The following is a 14,600-nucleotide window of genomic DNA, read 5'->3' as shown; positions in this document are numbered from 1 at the left end:
GCCGCCCGGCGGGTGCGTCAGACCTGACGCCAGTCGTCCGACTCGATGTGGGAACCGGCCTGCGGGCCCATCTGGAGCATGCCGCCGTCCACCGCGTAGGACGCTCCCGTGACGTAGGCGGCGTCAGGGGAGGCGAGGAAGGCCACCACAGCCGCGACCTCGCGCGCGTCGCCCGGGCGGCCGAGCGGAACCCCGGGGCGATCCTTGCCGCGCGGGTCCTCGTCCTCCTGGTCGGTCATCGGGGTCGCGATCTCGCCGGGCGCGACCGAGTTGGCGGTGATCCCGTCGCGTCCGAGCTCGAGGGCGATTGTCTTCATCAGACCTCCCAGGCCGTGCTTGGCCGCATCGTAGGCCGCCGATCCGACGCGGGGCTGATGCTCGTGCACGCTCGTGATGGCGATGAGGCGTCCGCCCTGACCGCCACGCTGCATGTGGCGCGCCGCGCGCTGCAGGCAGATGAACGCCGCCTCGAGATCGACGCTCACCGTGTGGCGCCATTGGTCGAGCGTCAGCTCGACGAAGAGGGCGTTGTGGCCGGTGCCGGCGTTGTTCACGAAGACGTCGAGGCCGCCGAGCTCGGTCGTGAGGTCGTCGATCACGTCGCCGCATCCGGGCACCTCGGTCGCATCGAGGCGCCGCACGACGGCCCGCCGGCCCTGCGACTCGACCTCGCGCGCGGTGTCGCGCGCGCCTTCCTCATCGGAGTGCCAGGTGATGCCGACATCCATGCCGGCTGCCGCCAGCGCGACGGCGACCGCCTTTCCGATGCCTGAGTCAGAGCCGGTCACGATGGCGCGAGTGGGTTGGAATGTCATGCGGCGAGGATGACCGGCCGTCCGACCGACCCGGAACAGGGTTGACAATCGCCCTGGCGCCGTTTCGGCGGTCAGCTCTGTCGGCCGTTCCATCCGCCGCTCATACGACGCGACGCGCGGTCTGACAAGCCCCTGGTCGGTTGATTCGCGCCACCTGACCATGTCGGCCATGAGCGATCGATCGTCTACAGGAAGTCGCGGCGGCAGTGCTACGGGCACCGGCCCCCACGATGTGCCGGGGGTGCGCGCCCGCTCGCGGATCGACCTCGTGGCACCGGGAGTCACGCGCCTGCAGCGCGCGGGGGTCAACTGCTATCTCGTGGAGTCGCCCGATGGCGTGATCCTGATCGACGGGGGATTGCCCGGGATGTGGTCGCTGCTCGAACGGGCGCTGCGCGCGTTGGATGCGGGCCCGGGCGACGTGCAGGCGGTGCTGCTCACCCATGGCCACTTCGACCATGTGGGCATGTGCGAGCGCCTGTTCAGCGAGTACCGGCGGCGTTCTCACGTTCATGAACTGGACCGCGAACTGGCGAGGCATCCGTATCGCTATCGTCGCGAGTCGTCGCCGCTGCGCTACCCGTTCCGGTACCCGAAGGCGCTCCTGACGCTCGGGCCGATGACGGCTGCCGGGGCCCTGTGGGTGGAGGGCGTGAAAGCCAGGACCGACGTGCGCAACGGGGAGCCGATGGATGTGCCCGGGGCACCCGTGCCTATCTGGACGCCGGGTCACACCGACGGGCACTGCGCGTTCCACCTCCCCGATCGAGGCGTGGTCTTCACCGGAGACGCGCTGGTGACTCTCGACCCCTACACCGGCCGCACCGGACCGCGCCTGGTCGCGCGGGCGGCAACGGCCGACGTCGAGGCGAATCTCCTGAGCCTCCGAAAGATCGCCGACACGGATGCCGCGCTGGTGCTGCCCGGGCACGGCCTGCCCTACGCCGCCGGCGCACGATCCGCGGTCGCGGAGGCGCTGCGCGCCGGGGCGGCGTGACTCGGCGGGGGTCGCTCGGCGTCGTCCTGGGCGCCTCGCGGGTTCTACGCCGCGACGCGGGCGATGGCAAGCCGGGTGACGAAATCGAGTCGCCTTCCTTTGGGTAGGACCTCAGCCGCTTCCGAACCGCGGCCGGATGAGGAGAGAGACATGTTTTTCCACCGACAAGAACTGCAGCACACGGCGACGCCGGAGAAGCCCGATGCCGTCTACGCTCGCAAGCTCCAGGAGGTGCTGGGCGGTCAGTACGGCGAGATCACCGTCGCCCTCCAGTACCAGTTCCAGGCCTGGAACATGCACATCCCCGGCAAGTACCGCGATCTCGTCTACGGCATCGGCGCCGAGGAGATGGGGCACGTCGAGATGCTGGCGATCATGATCGCCCAGCTGCTCGAGAAGGCTCCTCTCGGCATTACCGACGACGCGGTGCAGGACGACCCGACTGTGGCAGCGATCGTCGGTGGAACCGACGTGCAGCACGGGATCGTCGCCGGCGCCGGCGCGCGTGCCGTCGACAGCAACGGCAACCCGTGGATGGGCTCGTACATCACGGCGAGCGGCAACCTGCTGGCCGACTTCCAGGCGAACGCCAACGCGGAGATGCAGGGGCGGGTGCAGGTCGCGCGGCTGTACCACATGACCGATGACCACGGTGTGCGAGACCTGCTCGCCTTCCTGCTCGCCCGCGACACGATGCACCAGAACCAGTGGCTGGCAGCCGCCGCAGAGCTCATGGAGGAAGGCGTCGAGGCGCTTCCCGTGCCGAGCAACTTCCCGCTGAAGAAGGAGCACCGCGACGTGTCGTACCAGTACATCAACTTCTCGAACGGCGCGATGGCCGGCGATGGGCGATGGGCGAGCGGTCCGACGCCGGACGGGCACGGAGAGTTCTCGTACGTCCCCGAGCCGCCGGCGGGCGTCCCCGCACCGCCTCCGACGCACCCGGATTCCCGGTTCTACGGCACGACCGAGATCCCGAACATCGTGGAGAAGGCCGCGGGCACCGTTCAGGACGCCATGAACAAGGAGTGACGAGTGGATGCCGAAAGGCCCGGCCGAGGCCGGGCCTTTCGCGTCGCTCGACGTGGCTCCCTCACTTCGTCTCGCCGGTCGCGGCATCGGTCGTCGGTGCGTCGGGGGCGTCCTTCGCCGGGCCGACGCCGACGGGGATCCCCGCCTCGGGGTGGTTCAGGTCGAACGCCGGACGCTCGCTGCGGATGCGCGGGATCGACGTGAAGTTGTGGCGCGGGGGCGGGCATGAGGTCGCCCACTCGAGCGATGCGCCATATCCCCACGGGTCGTTCACCGTCACGCGCGGCGCCTTCCGGGCCGTGATCCACACGTTGTAGAGGAACGGGAGCATCGACGCCGCGAGCAGCATGGCCCCCACCGTGGACACCTGGTTCTCCCAGGTGAACCGGTCTTCCGAGGCGTAGTCCGCATACCGGCGGGGCATGCCCTCGACACCCAACCAGTGCTGGATGAGGAAGGTCATGTGGAAGCCGATGAACAGCATCCAGAAGTGCACCATGCCGAGGCGCTCGTTGAGCATCTTCCCCGTGAACTTCGGCCACCAGAAGTAGAAGCCGGCGAACATCGCGAACACCACCGTGCCGAACACGACGTAGTGGAAGTGCGCGACGACGAAGTAGGAGTCGTGGAGGTGGAAGTCCAGCGGCGGCGACGCGAGGATCACGCCGGTGAGCCCGCCGAACACGAACGACACCAGGAAGCCGAGCGCGAAGACCATCGGCGTCTCGAATGTGACCGAGCCGCGCCACATGGTGCCGATCCAGTTGAAGATCTTCACCCCGGTGGGCACCGCGATCAGCATGGTCATCAGCGCGAAGAACGGCAGCAGCACGGCGCCCGTCGGGTACATGTGGTGCGCCCACACCGCGACCGACAGTGCCGCGATGGCGATCGTCGCATAGACGAGCGTCTTGTATCCGAAGATGGGCTTGCGGCTGAACACCGGGAAGACCTCCGACACGATGCCGAAGAACGGCAGCGCGATCACGTACACCTCCGGGTGCCCGAAGAACCAGAACAGGTGCTGCCAGAGCAGGACGCCGCCGTTGGCCGGATCGTAGATGTGCGAGTCGAGGATGCGGTCGGACGCGCCGGCGAAGAGGGCCGCCGCCAGCACGGGGAACGCGACGAGGACGAGGATGCTGGTGATCAGCGTGTTCCACGTGAAGATCGGCATCCGCCACATCGTCATGCCGGGAGCGCGCAGCGTGATGATCGTGGTGATGAAGTTCACGGCGCCGAGGATCGTGCCGAAGCCGCTCATGCCGAGCCCCAGGAACCAGAGCGAGCCGCCGACGCCCGGTGTGAACGTGTCGTCCGCCAGTGGTCGATAGGCGGTCCAGCCGAAGGAGGCCGCGCCCTGCGGGGTGAGGAAGCCCGAGACCGCGATCACCGACCCGAAGAGGAAGAGCCAGAAGGCGAACGCGTTCAGACGGGGGAACGCCACGTCGGGCGCACCGATCTGAAGCGGCATGATGACGTTGGCGAAACCGGCGAAGAGCGGCGTCGCGAACATCAGCAGCATGATCGTGCCGTGCATCGTGAACAGCTGGTTGTACTGCTCCTTCGTGGGTAGGACCTGCATCCCCGGCTCGAAGAGCTCAGCACGGATCAGCAGCGCCATCACGCCGCCGAGGAGGAAGAAGAGCACCGACGAGATCAGATACAGGTAGCCGATTGTCTTGTGATCGGTGGAGGTGATCCACCGCACGATGATGTTGCCCTTGTGCTCGACGCGCGTCGCGCTCAGCAGCGCCGCCTGTCGCGGCGGCAGCACGGTGGGGCGATCGGACGGGGCTACGGGTGGTGTCTCAACGGCCATGGCTCAGCTCCTCGCAGGTGCGCACATCACGCCAGCGTGACCGTAGGACGCTGGGCGCTCCGACGAGAAAGGGGTTGACGCGCCCGAGATGCGGGAGTATCAGACCGTGAACATCACCATCGGCGCCATCCTGCCGTACGCCCTCGGCATCGCGATCAGCCCGATCCCGATCATCGCAACGATCCTCATGCTTCTCTCGCCGCGGGCGCGGGTCACGAGCCTCGGCTTCCTGCTCGGCTGGTTGGTGGGCATCATCGCCGCCGTCACGGTGTTCACGCTGCTCGCGTCGGTCATCACACCGCAGGACCCGGATGCCGCCAACCCGACGCAGGGCGTCATCCGGATCGTGCTGGGCGCGGGGCTGCTTCTACTGGCGCTGCGCCAGTGGCGTGGGCGCCCCCGGCCCGGGCAGTCCGCGGCCCTGCCGAAGTGGATGGCCGCGATTGACAAGACCACGTTCCCTGTGGCGCTCGGACTCGGCTTCCTGCTCTCGGCCGTCAACCCCAAGAACCTGCTGATGGCGGCGGGCGCAGGGGTCGACATCGGCAGCGCCGGGCTGGACGTGTGGCCGGCCGTGATCGCCATCGCGGTCTTCACGCTGATCGCCGCGTCCACCGTACTCGTCCCCGTCGTCGCGTACCTGATCGCCGCCGACCGCCTCCGTGCACCGCTCGACGCCCTGCGCGGCTGGCTCGAGAAGGAGAACGCAGTCATCATGAGCATCCTTCTGCTCGTCATCGGCGTCGTGCTCATCGGCAAGGGCATCGGCAGCTTCTAGACGAGCCGCGGGCCCTCCGTCGGACGGGCTACACCTCCGCGGACACCGTGACCTCGCGCGCCGTGTCGGCGGGTGGACGCTGCGCCCTGCTCAAGAGCACGAACGGGATCGCGACGGCTGAGATGACACCGCCCCAGATCAGCGAGGTGCCGTAGCCTCCGGCATCCGCTGCTCTTCCCAGCACGGGCTGGATCACCACTCCGCCGCTCGAGCCGATCAATGAGTCGAACGAGAGCACGGTCGCTCGCTGCTTCGACGGGATCATGTCGTTCAGATAGGCGCGGTGCACAGGGTCGTCGATCGCAGATGCGATACCCCACAGCGCCACCAGCACGATGGCGAACCAGAAGTTCTGCACCAGTCCGAGCCCGAGGAGCACCAACGCGCTCGACACGGTGGCGAGCAGGATCGCCGAGGTGCGGCGGCGGAAGAGCTTGCGCACCCACGGGGCGAGTGCCCCGCCGACGATCGCCGCTCCCGACAGCAGGGCGGCCGCAAGTCCGGCGATCGAGTACGCCTCCTTGTCGCCCCACAGTTCCAGCAGATACGGCTGCAGCGCGTAGAAGACGTAGAAGCCGACGCCGGCGGTGAAGGGGCTCGCGAGCATGAGCCAGCGGACGGGCGGATCGCCGAGGCCGTACCTGAACGACGCGCGCAGGATGGTGCGCGTCGCGCGGAGCGGGGTCTCGCTGCGGTCGGGCGTGAATCCGAGGTCGCGCATGAGCAGCGCGGCGACGACGAACATCACCAGCAGGATGGCGCCGCGGATCACGAACGGCACGCCGAGGTTCGTCGCCTGCGCGACGATGCCGCCGAGGACGGACCCCGACAGCATGGCGACGCCGCCCACGATCTGCGCCCGCCCGAAGACGGTCTCGAGGCTGCCCTGATAGCCCGTCGCCTTCAGCGCATCGACGAGCCAGGCATCCACCGCGCCCGAGAAGAAGGTGAAGCCCAGCCCGAGCAGCACCGAGACGATCGCCCATGCCCAGAACGGCGACTGCCACACCCACAGCAGCCAGTACATGACGGTGGTCACCGCCAACGTGATCGTGCCCAGCAGATAGGAGGCGCGGCGTCCGACGGTGTCGGCGACGACGCCGGTGGGGATCTCGAAGATCAGCATGCCCGCCGTGAAGAACGCATTCGCCGAGAAGGCCTCGAGGTTCGACAGCCCGGCGTCGAGCAGGAACAGGGTGTTGACACCCCAGATGAAGGACGCGGCGAGCGTGTTGCCGAGCATCAGCGTGTAGTACGTGCCCTGCACCCGGCGCGGCGTGGGAAGAGCGGGCGCGGAACCGACGTGGGAGATGGCCGCACCGCCTCTCTGCGCGAGCTTCGACGACAACGCGACAGTAGCCCCGTTGCGCGGAGCCGTCCACGGGGTGTGCCGGCGGCCGCCGAGGGCAGGGTCAGTCGGGCAGGAAGTTCTCGCGCGCGAGCGGGGCGACCTCGAGGTCGTCCGCATCCGCGCGGGTGATCCACCGGAGTTCGGCGATCTCGGCGCCGACGATCGGTCGCTGCGATCCGATGTCGGCGGCGAACACGTCGGCGACGACGAGGAAGCCCGGCTCGTTGGCCGCGGCGGCGGTGTAGGCGCCCAGCGAGCGCAGGGCGTTGACCGGAACATGGATGCCGAGTTCCTCGGCGAGCTCGCGGCTCAGCGTCTCGTCTGGCGATTCACCCGGCTCCGGCTTGCCGCCCGGCTGCATGAAGGCGGTCGTGCCTTCCTTGCGAACGAGAAGAAGACGGCCCTGCTCGTCGTGGATGACGGCGGCCGACACGTGGATGCGGCGGGGCTGCGTCGGGTGGTCGGTCGGGGTCGTCACCCCGGCACGCTAACAGGTCGCGTCCATGCGGGCCGACGTAGAATCGCGTGTGCCCGACGAGACCCCCGCCGCCGACCTTCCGCCGAGCGGCATCGACCCCGCAGACCTCGAGACCACCCTCCGTGTGCTCGACGGCATGGCCGGTCTCGATGAGACGCACCCCGACTTCGTCGCCGTCCGGCGCGCGACCGCCGCCATGTTCAAGGCCGTGAAGAAGGTGCGCCGGCGCGAGATCCGCGACGCCATCGCCCAGGCCGACAGAGCGGTCGTCGCGGCGACGGCCACGGGCGCCCCCGACCGGATCGACGACGAGACGCGCGGCATCCCCATCAGCACCTCGACGACCGCGCCGATCGCCGGCACGCTGCTGAAAGCCCGCGGCTGCTACATCTGCAAGCAGCCGTACACGGTCGTCGACGCCTTCTACCACCAGCTGTGCCCCGACTGCGCGGCCATGAGCCACGAGAAGCGCAACGCCCGCACCGACCTCACCGGGAAGCGTGCGCTGCTGACCGGCGGCCGCGCGAAGATCGGCATGTACATCGCCCTCCGGCTGCTGCGCGACGGCGCGCACACGACGATCACGACGCGCTTCCCCCGCGACGCGGTGCGCCGCTTCAGCAGCCTGCCCGACGCCCCGGAGTGGCTCGACCGGCTCAAGGTCGTCGGCATCGACCTGCGCGACCCGGCCCAGGTGATCGGCCTGGCCGACGAGGTCGCCGCCGCCGGACCGCTCGACATCCTCATCAACAACGCGACGCAGACGGTGCGCCGCTCGCCGGGCGCGTACCAGCCGCTCGTCGACGCCGAGCTCGCGCCGCTGCCGAACGGCCCGCTGCCGGAACTCGTCACGTTCGGCCACACGAACGACCAGCACCCGCAGGCCCTCGAGCGCTCGGTCAGCGCGCACCCGATCCTCGCCGCGGCGGCCGCGCGGGCCGACGAGCTCACCGAGCAGGCGATGGCCGCTGGATCGAGCTCGCTCGAGCGGCTCGCCGCCGGCACCGCGATCGACGCCGGCGGGCTCGTCCCGGATCTCGACCACTCCAACTCGTGGGTGCAGCGCGTGGACGAGGTCGACCCCCTCGAGATGCTCGAGGTTCAGCTCGCCAACACGACGGCGCCCTTCCTTCTCATCTCCCGCCTGCGGCCGTCGCTCGCCTCCAGCTCGGCACGGCGCACGTACGTGGTCAACGTGAGTGCGATGGAGGGCGTGTTCAATCGCGGCTACAAGGGGCCGGGGCATCCGCACACCAACATGGCCAAAGCGGCCGTGAACATGCTCACCCGCACCAGCGCGCGGGAGATGTTCGAGAGCGACCGCATCCTCATGACGAGCGTCGACACCGGCTGGATCACCGACGAGCGCCCCCACCCCACCAAGGTCCGTCTTGCCGAGGAGGGGTTCCACGCCCCGCTCGACCTCGTCGACGGTGCGGCGCGAGTGTACGACCCGATCGTGCGCGGCGAGGCCGGCGAAGACCTGTTCGGCGTCTTCCTCAAGGACTACGCACCGGGCGCATGGTGAACCTGCCCGAGCCGGGTCGCCGCGTCGTGGTGCGGTACCTCCTGCCCTCGGGGCAGGCGACCGATGCGCTCGGAGAGCTCCTCGAGGCCGATGCCGAGACCGTCGTCGTCGACGGCAAGCGCGGCGTCGAGCGGATCGCACGCGCGGCCATCATCGCGGCGAAAGAGGTTCCGCCGCCGCCCGCTCCGCGCCCGCGGATCGTCTAGGCTCGTCCGCTATGGCACTCGGCGCGACCATCCACACCTTCGACGTGTCGTTGGCCGACGTCGATCGAGGGGTCTACGAAGATCTCATGCTGCGTGTGGCGCGGCATCCCTCCGAGACGGACGCGTTCATGATGACGCGCGTGCTCGCGTACTGCCTCGAGTACGAGGAGGGGATCGCGTTCAGCGAGGGCATCTCGGCGACCGACGAGCCCGCGGTGCTCGTCCGCGACCTCACCGGCCGCCTCACCGCGTGGATCGAGGTCGGCGCGCCCGACGCCGAGCGCCTGCACCAGGGCAGCAGGCTCGCCGAGCGCACCGTCGTGTACACGCATCGCGACCCGGCGAAAGTGCGGGCTCCGTGGGCCGGCAAGCGCATCTACAACGCCGAGTCGATCGTGCTGCACAGCTTCGATCCGGGCTTCGTCGACACCGCCGTCGGCGGGATCGCCCGCCGCAACACCATGACGCTCTCGGTCACCGAGCGGCAGCTCTACCTCGAGCTCAACGGCACCAGCACGAGCTCGGCGATCCACGACCACCCGGTGGTCTGACGGGGGCTCGCTCGCGGACGCGTTTCGTCTCGGTCGCTCCGCTCCCTCGCTCAACGCCCCGTAGCCCGGCCGGCCCCGCTCAAGGCCCGGAAAACGCTCCGCGGCGGCGCGCGAGCGCGGGAGGATAGGCCCTCGACGCGCCTCCCGCAACGGGGGAGCCGTGGAGCGCCGCGCGTTCTAACCTCGCCACATGAGTTACGACAACGCCCCGCGCAACGACCGGGATCGCACTGTGCACGAGGCCGATACGGTCGCCGCCGCACCGGTGTCCCCGGCCGACCTGCCGCACGGCGATGCACTCGACCAGGAGAAGCGCCGCTTCGGCGGTATGAAGTTCGGCTCGGCGTTCTTCGGCTGGCTCGCCGCCTTCGGAGCCGTCGTCCTCCTGTCCGCCGTCGTCGGCGCTGTCGGCGCGGCCATCGGCATGGAGACCGGCACCACCGTGGAGGATGTCGCGAGCGCGGCATCCGACGACCCCCAGACCGTCGGCATCGTGGGCGCGATCGCGCTCGCCGTCGCCCTCTTCGTGGCATACCTCGCGGGAGGCTACGTCGCCGGCCGCATGGCGCGGTTCAGCGGCGCCCTGCAGGGCTTCGCCGTGTGGCTGTGGAGCATCATCATCGCGATCGTGGTCGCGCTGCTCTCGATGCTGGCCGGCAGCCGGTGGGACGTCCTGGCGACGCTCGACGGCTTCCCGCGCATCCCGATGGATGCGACGGTCACAGGAATCATCACGGCCATCGTCGCCGCGCTGATCACGCTCGGTGGCGCGATTCTGGGCGGCATCCTCGGGATGCGGTACCACCGCCGAGTCGACCGACTCGGCGTGGATCGCGACGCCGACGGCATGTGAGCACGATCCGAACACAGACCAATCAGAGAAGGGAGACGCCCATGGGTGCAGGAGATGACGTCAAGCACGGCGCGGAAGAGATGAAGGGCAAGGTCAAGGAGGGTGTCGGCGACATGACCGACAACGAACGACTCCAGGCCGAAGGCAAGATGGACCAGGCCAAGGCCAACATCAAGCAGGCCGGCGACGACGTGAAGGACGCCTTCACGGACGACCGCTGATCTGGCGTGCCGAGCAGTGCCCCCGGCTTCGGCCGGGGGCATTGCTGCGTCTACCTGCGGTTCACGCGCCCGGGCGGCGCGTGCGCACCTGCGGTGGGGCGCTCGAGTCGAGGATCGCCCGCAGGCGGGTCACCTCGTCGGCGGGCATCCCGTACCCGTGCTCGGGCTGCGGATACGCGCGAGTGCGGACCTCTTCGGCATAGGCCGAGACGGCGGCGATCATCTCGCCGCGCAGTTCGGCGTACCGCTTGACGAAGCGGGCCGTGTGGCCGTCGTAGATCCCGAGCAGATCGTGGAACACCAGCACCTGCCCGTCGGTGCCCGGGCCGGCGCCGATGCCGATCACGGGAACCGACAGCTGCGGCACGATCGCGTCGGTGACAGGCGTCGGAATCGCCTCGAACACGATGGCGAAGCATCCCGCATCCTGCAGCGCGATCGCGCTCTCGCACAGGGCGACCGCCTCCTCGGCGGTGCGGCCCTGCGCGCGGTAGCCGCCGATGGTCGCCGCCGTCTGCGGCGTGAGGCCGACATGACCCATGACGGGGATGCCGGCCGCGACGATCGCCCGGGCGCGGTCGACCGACGAGCCGCCGCGCTCGATCTTGACGGCGTCGCACCCGGTCGTCTTGACGAAGCGCTGCGCGGTCGCCACGGCCTGCTCGTCGGACTGCTCGTACGATCCGAACGGCAGGTCGGCGACGAGGAGCGGCGTCGAGAGCCCTCGGCGGACCGCGGCCGTGAGCATCAGCATCTCCTCGACCGTCACGGGAACGGTCGATTCGTGCCCGAGCACGGTCATGGCCGCGGAGTCGCCGACGAGGACCATGTCGACGCCCGCCGCCTCGGCGATCTGGGCGCTGGGGTAGTCGTACGCGGTGACCATCGCGATCGGCTCGCCGCGCTCCTTGAGCGCGGCCAGGCCGGCGAAGGTCATGCGGCGGCGGGCCGGCGGCGTCGCGGAGGAGAAGGATCCGGCACTCATGGGGTGGCCTCCAGGATTCTGTTGTCGATGAGTCGCGCCGCGCCGACGCGTGCGGCCACGGCGAGGAGGGCCTGGCCATCGACGCGGTCGAGTTCGGCCAGATCCTCGGCGGAGCGCAGCTCGAGGTACTCCGGCTCGATGCCCGCACCCGTAAGAACGGTCCGCGCAGCCGCGATGACGGCATCCGCCCCCGTCTCACCGCTTCGCACGGTCGTCTCGGCGGCATCGAGCGCTCGGTTGAGGGCGGTCGCCTGCTGGCGCGCGGCGGCATCGAGGTAGACGTTGCGCGAGCTCATCGCGAGGCCGTCGGGCTCGCGCACGATCGGGCAGGCGACGATGCGCACCGGCATGTCGAGGTCGCGCGCCAGGCGCCGGATCACGAGCACCTGCTGCGCATCCTTCTGGCCGAAGTACGCGGCATCCGGCCCCACCATCTGGAACAGCTTGGTGACGACCGTCGCCACTCCGTCGAAGTGGTGGGACCCGCGGTGGGCGCCGTCGAGCACGTCCGTGATGCCGGCGACGTGGATCGTCGTCGCGAACCCGCTCGGGTAGACCTCTTCCACGGGCGGTGCGAACAGGATATCGGTGCCCGCGTCGGCCGCGAGCTGCGCGTCGCGCGCCTCGTCACGCGGGTACGAGGCGAGGTCTTCGGTGGGCCCGAACTGCGTGGGGTTGACGAAGAGCGACATGACCACGAGGTCGTTGTCGGCCCGGGCCTGGCGGATGAGCGAGAGGTGGCCGTCGTGGAGCGCCCCCATCGTCGGCACGAGCCCGACGGAAGCGCCCTGCGAGCGCGCCTCGCGCACAGCGGCGCGCACGTCGGCGACGGTGCGGACGATCCTCATGCGGGCGATCCCTCCGTGCCGACGAGCGCGCGGGTGCGGTCGGTCAGTTCGTCGAACAGCGGAAGAAGCTCGGGAGCGGATGCCTCGACCGCCGCCCGCTGCCGGTCCACGGTCGGCTCGTCGCCGCGCACGATCGGTCCGGTGAGCGCGTCGCGGGGGCCGTGCGCCGCCCAGTTATCGACCGTGCCGCGCACGAGCGGTACGAGGTGCGCGCGGAATCCTTCGGGAAGACCGGATGCCTCGGCCAGCCGCTCGGCGGCGGCCTCGAGGGTCACGAGATAGTTCGACGCGAGCGAGGCGGCCGCGTGGTAGCCGGCGCGCTGGTCGTCGCGGACCTCGAACGGCCGGCCGCCGACGGCGACCGCGAGCTCCTCGGCGATCTGCAGCGCCTCGGGCGTGGTTCCGGCGACGGCGCAGCCGATGCCCGCGAAGGCATCCGCGCCCTCGTCGCCGACGAAGGCGCGCAGCGGGTGCAGCCCGAAGTCGACGCCGGAGTCGGCGACGGGCGTCGCGCCGGACGTGTGGCCGACGTAGCCCGCGTTGCCGCGGACGGCGGTCGCGGCATCCGGGATCTCCCGATCGGGAACGCAGAGCAGCACGATCGTCGCAGCGGCGACGGGTTCGCCGCGACCGGTGGGTCCGTGCACCTCGTACCCGGCCGCGCCGAGCGCGGCGACGGCGGCACGGCCGACGCGGCCGGCTCCGACGACGCTGACGCTGACGCTCGCTGCGGTGCGACTCTGATTCGAGGTGCTCATGATGTGGTGGCCGCTGACGGCGGACGTGTCGAGTATCCCATTGCGTCACCGGGCGGGGGACAGCGGGGACTTTCATGGAACGGCGAGCGGAAACCGCCGCCGCAGGATGATGCGCTGCACCAGCGTCCAGACGACCGTGGTCGCGAGGTAGATCGCCGCTGCGAGCGGGACGAACAGCGCGATGACGGCGGTCGTGAATTGCAGCACGCCGACGGCTCTTGCGACTCCCGCGCCGGCGAGGGGCGAGGCATCCGCTCGCTCCATCACCGGCGGCCGGAACGCCCGGCGTGTGATCTCGGCGGCGATCACGATCACGACGATCAGCACGCCGAACACGGCGAAGGTCGCCGCGGTCGCCGTGCCGGCGGCCAGCGATCCGACGACACTCGCTCCGAGCGGCACGCCGAGGAGCGTCTCGGTCAGCAGGGCGTTGGCGTGCCCGGCGATGGCGGGGTAGGCGAACAGGGCGTAGACGATCGCGATGACCGGCGCCTGGGCCAGCAGCGGCAGACAGCCGGCGAACGGCGAGGTGTTCTCGTCGGCGTACAGCTTCATCGTCTCGCGCTGCAGCCTCTCGCGGTCGCGTCCGTAGCGCTTCTGCAGCTCACGCAGCTTCGGCGCGAGACGGCTGCGCGTCTGCTCCGCCCGAGCCTGCGACACCCCGGCTGGCACGAGGGCGGCGCGCACGAGGAGAGTGACGAGCAGGACGGATGCCGCAGCCGCGGCCCCTCCCGCGAGAGGCTCGAGCAGGGCGGCGAGCTGCATGAGCGCGGTGTAGGCCGCGTCGAGGATCGCGGCGACAGGGGGGAAGGCGTAGATGTCCAAGGGTGGTTCCGTTCGTCGATGCCGAAGTGGTCGCGTGCGGCCACGACGACACCGGCATACGCCGACGGCACCCCGCGGACGGGGGAGCGCGGAGGGCGCGGGGGCGGAACCGGGTCAGGCGGCCGAGGCCGCGCATCCCGGCGCTCGCGGGCGCGAGTGGCCGGGGGCATCCGGATCGCTCTGCGACAGTTGCACCGAGACGTCGATCGCCCGCCGCGGATGCGGCGACGACCCGACGGCAGAGGCGGGAACGTCGAGCACGACGGCGGTGAGCGCAACGATCGCGATCGCCGCCAGGGCGGCGGCGAACACCAGCGCGCTCGGCTCGCGGACCGCGACGGCTCCGAAGACCTCGAGCAGCAGGCGGAGCAGAACACCCAGGGACTCGGTCATGCTCACCGCCTTCCGTCGATCGCGCTCACGCTAACACGCGCGCCTGGGCGGAGGGCGCTCGCGCTCGCGCCCCTCTTCGTTGAGTGTCCAGGAAACGCCGCGCCGCGGGTCGGTGCAACGGCGTTTCCTGGACACTCAACGAAGAGGGTGGGGGCGTAG

17 protein-coding genes are annotated in these 14,600 nt (G+C 70.1%); 8 read left to right on the top strand and 9 right to left on the bottom strand.

Features of this window, described 5'->3' with window-relative positions; all coding sequences use genetic code 11:
* Positions 1 to 17 precede the first annotated feature (17 nt).
* On the bottom strand, positions 18 to 815 hold the full coding sequence (locus tag JX005_RS12335) for an SDR family oxidoreductase (protein WP_214467851.1): 798 nt from the start codon (positions 813 to 815) through the stop codon (positions 18 to 20).
* A gap of 268 nt (positions 816 to 1,083) precedes the next feature.
* Here JX005_RS12335 and JX005_RS12330 point away from each other — a divergent pair, with 268 nt between their 5' ends.
* Together JX005_RS12330 and JX005_RS12325 are read left to right on the top strand one after the other, a co-directional pair.
* A complete protein-coding gene (locus JX005_RS12330) occupies positions 1,084 to 1,812 on the top strand; it encodes an MBL fold metallo-hydrolase (RefSeq protein WP_307858576.1) in 729 nt (242 codons plus the stop codon).
* 150 nt (positions 1,813 to 1,962) lie between these two features.
* Complete coding sequence (locus JX005_RS12325; protein ID WP_214467849.1) at positions 1,963 to 2,844, top strand: manganese catalase; 882 nt, start codon at positions 1,963 to 1,965, stop codon at positions 2,842 to 2,844.
* Positions 2,845 to 2,905: 61 nt separating this feature from the next.
* Here JX005_RS12325 and ctaD read toward each other — a convergent pair whose 3' ends face one another.
* Positions 2,906 to 4,666 carry an aa3-type cytochrome oxidase subunit I gene (gene ctaD / locus JX005_RS12320; protein ID WP_214467848.1) on the bottom strand — a complete coding sequence of 587 codons (1,761 nt, stop codon included), beginning with the start codon at positions 4,664 to 4,666 and terminating at the stop codon, positions 2,906 to 2,908.
* Positions 4,667 to 4,772: 106 nt separating this feature from the next.
* Between ctaD and JX005_RS12315 the strand changes: the two genes are divergently transcribed.
* Positions 4,773 to 5,444, top strand: a complete 672-nt coding sequence (locus JX005_RS12315; protein WP_214467847.1) for a GAP family protein — start codon at positions 4,773 to 4,775, stop codon at positions 5,442 to 5,444.
* Positions 5,445 to 5,472: 28 nt separating this feature from the next.
* Here JX005_RS12315 and JX005_RS12310 read toward each other — a convergent pair whose 3' ends face one another.
* Positions 5,473 to 6,687, bottom strand: a complete 1,215-nt coding sequence (locus JX005_RS12310; protein WP_214468069.1) for an MFS transporter — start codon at positions 6,685 to 6,687, stop codon at positions 5,473 to 5,475.
* 169 nt (positions 6,688 to 6,856) lie between these two features.
* The gene (locus JX005_RS12305; RefSeq protein ID WP_214467846.1) at positions 6,857 to 7,273 is read right to left on the bottom strand and encodes an NUDIX hydrolase; all 417 of its coding nucleotides are present in this window, start codon (positions 7,271 to 7,273) and stop codon (positions 6,857 to 6,859) included.
* A gap of 25 nt (positions 7,274 to 7,298) precedes the next feature.
* Between JX005_RS12305 and JX005_RS12300 the strand changes: the two genes are divergently transcribed.
* The 5 genes from JX005_RS12300 (at position 7,299) to JX005_RS12280 (ending at position 10,632) form a co-directional block, all read left to right on the top strand.
* Positions 7,299 to 8,801 (top strand): SDR family NAD(P)-dependent oxidoreductase, encoded by a 1,503-nt coding sequence (locus tag JX005_RS12300; RefSeq protein ID WP_214467845.1) that lies wholly within the window; start codon positions 7,299 to 7,301, stop codon positions 8,799 to 8,801.
* Positions 8,795 to 9,007, top strand: coding sequence for a putative acetyltransferase (locus JX005_RS12295; RefSeq protein ID WP_214467844.1), 213 nt, complete (start codon positions 8,795 to 8,797; stop codon positions 9,005 to 9,007). Before JX005_RS12300 ends, JX005_RS12295 begins: the two co-directional genes overlap by 7 nt.
* A gap of 11 nt (positions 9,008 to 9,018) precedes the next feature.
* A complete protein-coding gene (locus JX005_RS12290) occupies positions 9,019 to 9,558 on the top strand; it encodes a YaeQ family protein (protein ID WP_214467843.1) in 540 nt (179 codons plus the stop codon).
* Positions 9,559 to 9,748: 190 nt separating this feature from the next.
* On the top strand, positions 9,749 to 10,411 hold the full coding sequence (locus tag JX005_RS12285) for a hypothetical protein (protein ID WP_214467842.1): 663 nt from the start codon (positions 9,749 to 9,751) through the stop codon (positions 10,409 to 10,411).
* Positions 10,412 to 10,452: 41 nt separating this feature from the next.
* The gene (locus tag JX005_RS12280) at positions 10,453 to 10,632 is read left to right on the top strand and encodes a CsbD family protein (RefSeq protein WP_214467841.1); all 180 of its coding nucleotides are present in this window, start codon (positions 10,453 to 10,455) and stop codon (positions 10,630 to 10,632) included.
* Between the two features lie 61 nt (positions 10,633 to 10,693).
* Here JX005_RS12280 and panB read toward each other — a convergent pair whose 3' ends face one another.
* From panB to JX005_RS12255, 5 genes are all read right to left on the bottom strand, one after another.
* On the bottom strand, positions 10,694 to 11,617 hold the full coding sequence (gene panB / locus JX005_RS12275) for a 3-methyl-2-oxobutanoate hydroxymethyltransferase (protein ID WP_214467840.1): 924 nt from the start codon (positions 11,615 to 11,617) through the stop codon (positions 10,694 to 10,696).
* Complete coding sequence (gene panC, locus JX005_RS12270; protein WP_214467839.1) at positions 11,614 to 12,465, bottom strand: pantoate--beta-alanine ligase; 852 nt, start codon at positions 12,463 to 12,465, stop codon at positions 11,614 to 11,616. Before panC ends, panB begins: the two co-directional genes overlap by 4 nt.
* A complete protein-coding gene (locus tag JX005_RS12265; RefSeq protein WP_214467838.1) occupies positions 12,462 to 13,223 on the bottom strand; it encodes a DUF2520 domain-containing protein in 762 nt (253 codons plus the stop codon). Before JX005_RS12265 ends, panC begins: the two co-directional genes overlap by 4 nt.
* 72 nt (positions 13,224 to 13,295) lie before the next feature.
* Positions 13,296 to 14,048: a YidC/Oxa1 family membrane protein insertase gene (locus JX005_RS12260; RefSeq protein WP_214467837.1), complete on the bottom strand. Its 753-nt coding sequence runs from the start codon at positions 14,046 to 14,048 to the stop codon at positions 13,296 to 13,298.
* A 114-nt stretch (positions 14,049 to 14,162) separates the two neighbouring features.
* Positions 14,163 to 14,441 (bottom strand): DUF6412 domain-containing protein, encoded by a 279-nt coding sequence (locus JX005_RS12255; protein ID WP_214467836.1) that lies wholly within the window; start codon positions 14,439 to 14,441, stop codon positions 14,163 to 14,165.
* Positions 14,442 to 14,600: the final 159 nt, after the last annotated feature.

The organism is Microbacterium flavescens (assembly GCF_018588945.1).
GTDB classification, from domain to species: Bacteria; Actinomycetota; Actinomycetes; order Actinomycetales; family Microbacteriaceae; genus Microbacterium; species Microbacterium flavescens.
This window is presented reverse-complemented; position numbering and strand designations above follow the sequence as displayed.

Coding starts and splice junctions, on each gene's coding strand:
- panB (WP_214467840.1), bottom strand. CDS start 11,617: ATGAGTGCCGGATCCTTCTCCTCCGCGACGCCGCCGGCCCGCCGCCGC.
- ctaD (WP_214467848.1), bottom strand. CDS start 4,666: ATGGCCGTTGAGACACCACCCGTAGCCCCGTCCGATCGCCCCACCGTG.
- JX005_RS12310 (WP_214468069.1), bottom strand. CDS start 6,687: ATGCTCGGCAACACGCTCGCCGCGTCCTTCATCTGGGGTGTCAACACC.
- JX005_RS12335 (WP_214467851.1), bottom strand. CDS start 815: ATGACATTCCAACCCACTCGCGCCATCGTGACCGGCTCTGACTCAGGC.
- panC (WP_214467839.1), bottom strand. CDS start 12,465: ATGAGGATCGTCCGCACCGTCGCCGACGTGCGCGCCGCTGTGCGCGAG.
- JX005_RS12295 (WP_214467844.1), top strand. CDS start 8,795: ATGGTGAACCTGCCCGAGCCGGGTCGCCGCGTCGTGGTGCGGTACCTC.
- JX005_RS12285 (WP_214467842.1), top strand. CDS start 9,749: ATGAGTTACGACAACGCCCCGCGCAACGACCGGGATCGCACTGTGCAC.
- JX005_RS12290 (WP_214467843.1), top strand. CDS start 9,019: ATGGCACTCGGCGCGACCATCCACACCTTCGACGTGTCGTTGGCCGAC.
- JX005_RS12325 (WP_214467849.1), top strand. CDS start 1,963: ATGTTTTTCCACCGACAAGAACTGCAGCACACGGCGACGCCGGAGAAG.
- JX005_RS12265 (WP_214467838.1), bottom strand. CDS start 13,223: ATGAGCACCTCGAATCAGAGTCGCACCGCAGCGAGCGTCAGCGTCAGC.
- JX005_RS12300 (WP_214467845.1), top strand. CDS start 7,299: ATGCGGGCCGACGTAGAATCGCGTGTGCCCGACGAGACCCCCGCCGCC.
- JX005_RS12280 (WP_214467841.1), top strand. CDS start 10,453: ATGGGTGCAGGAGATGACGTCAAGCACGGCGCGGAAGAGATGAAGGGC.
- JX005_RS12255 (WP_214467836.1), bottom strand. CDS start 14,441: ATGACCGAGTCCCTGGGTGTTCTGCTCCGCCTGCTGCTCGAGGTCTTC.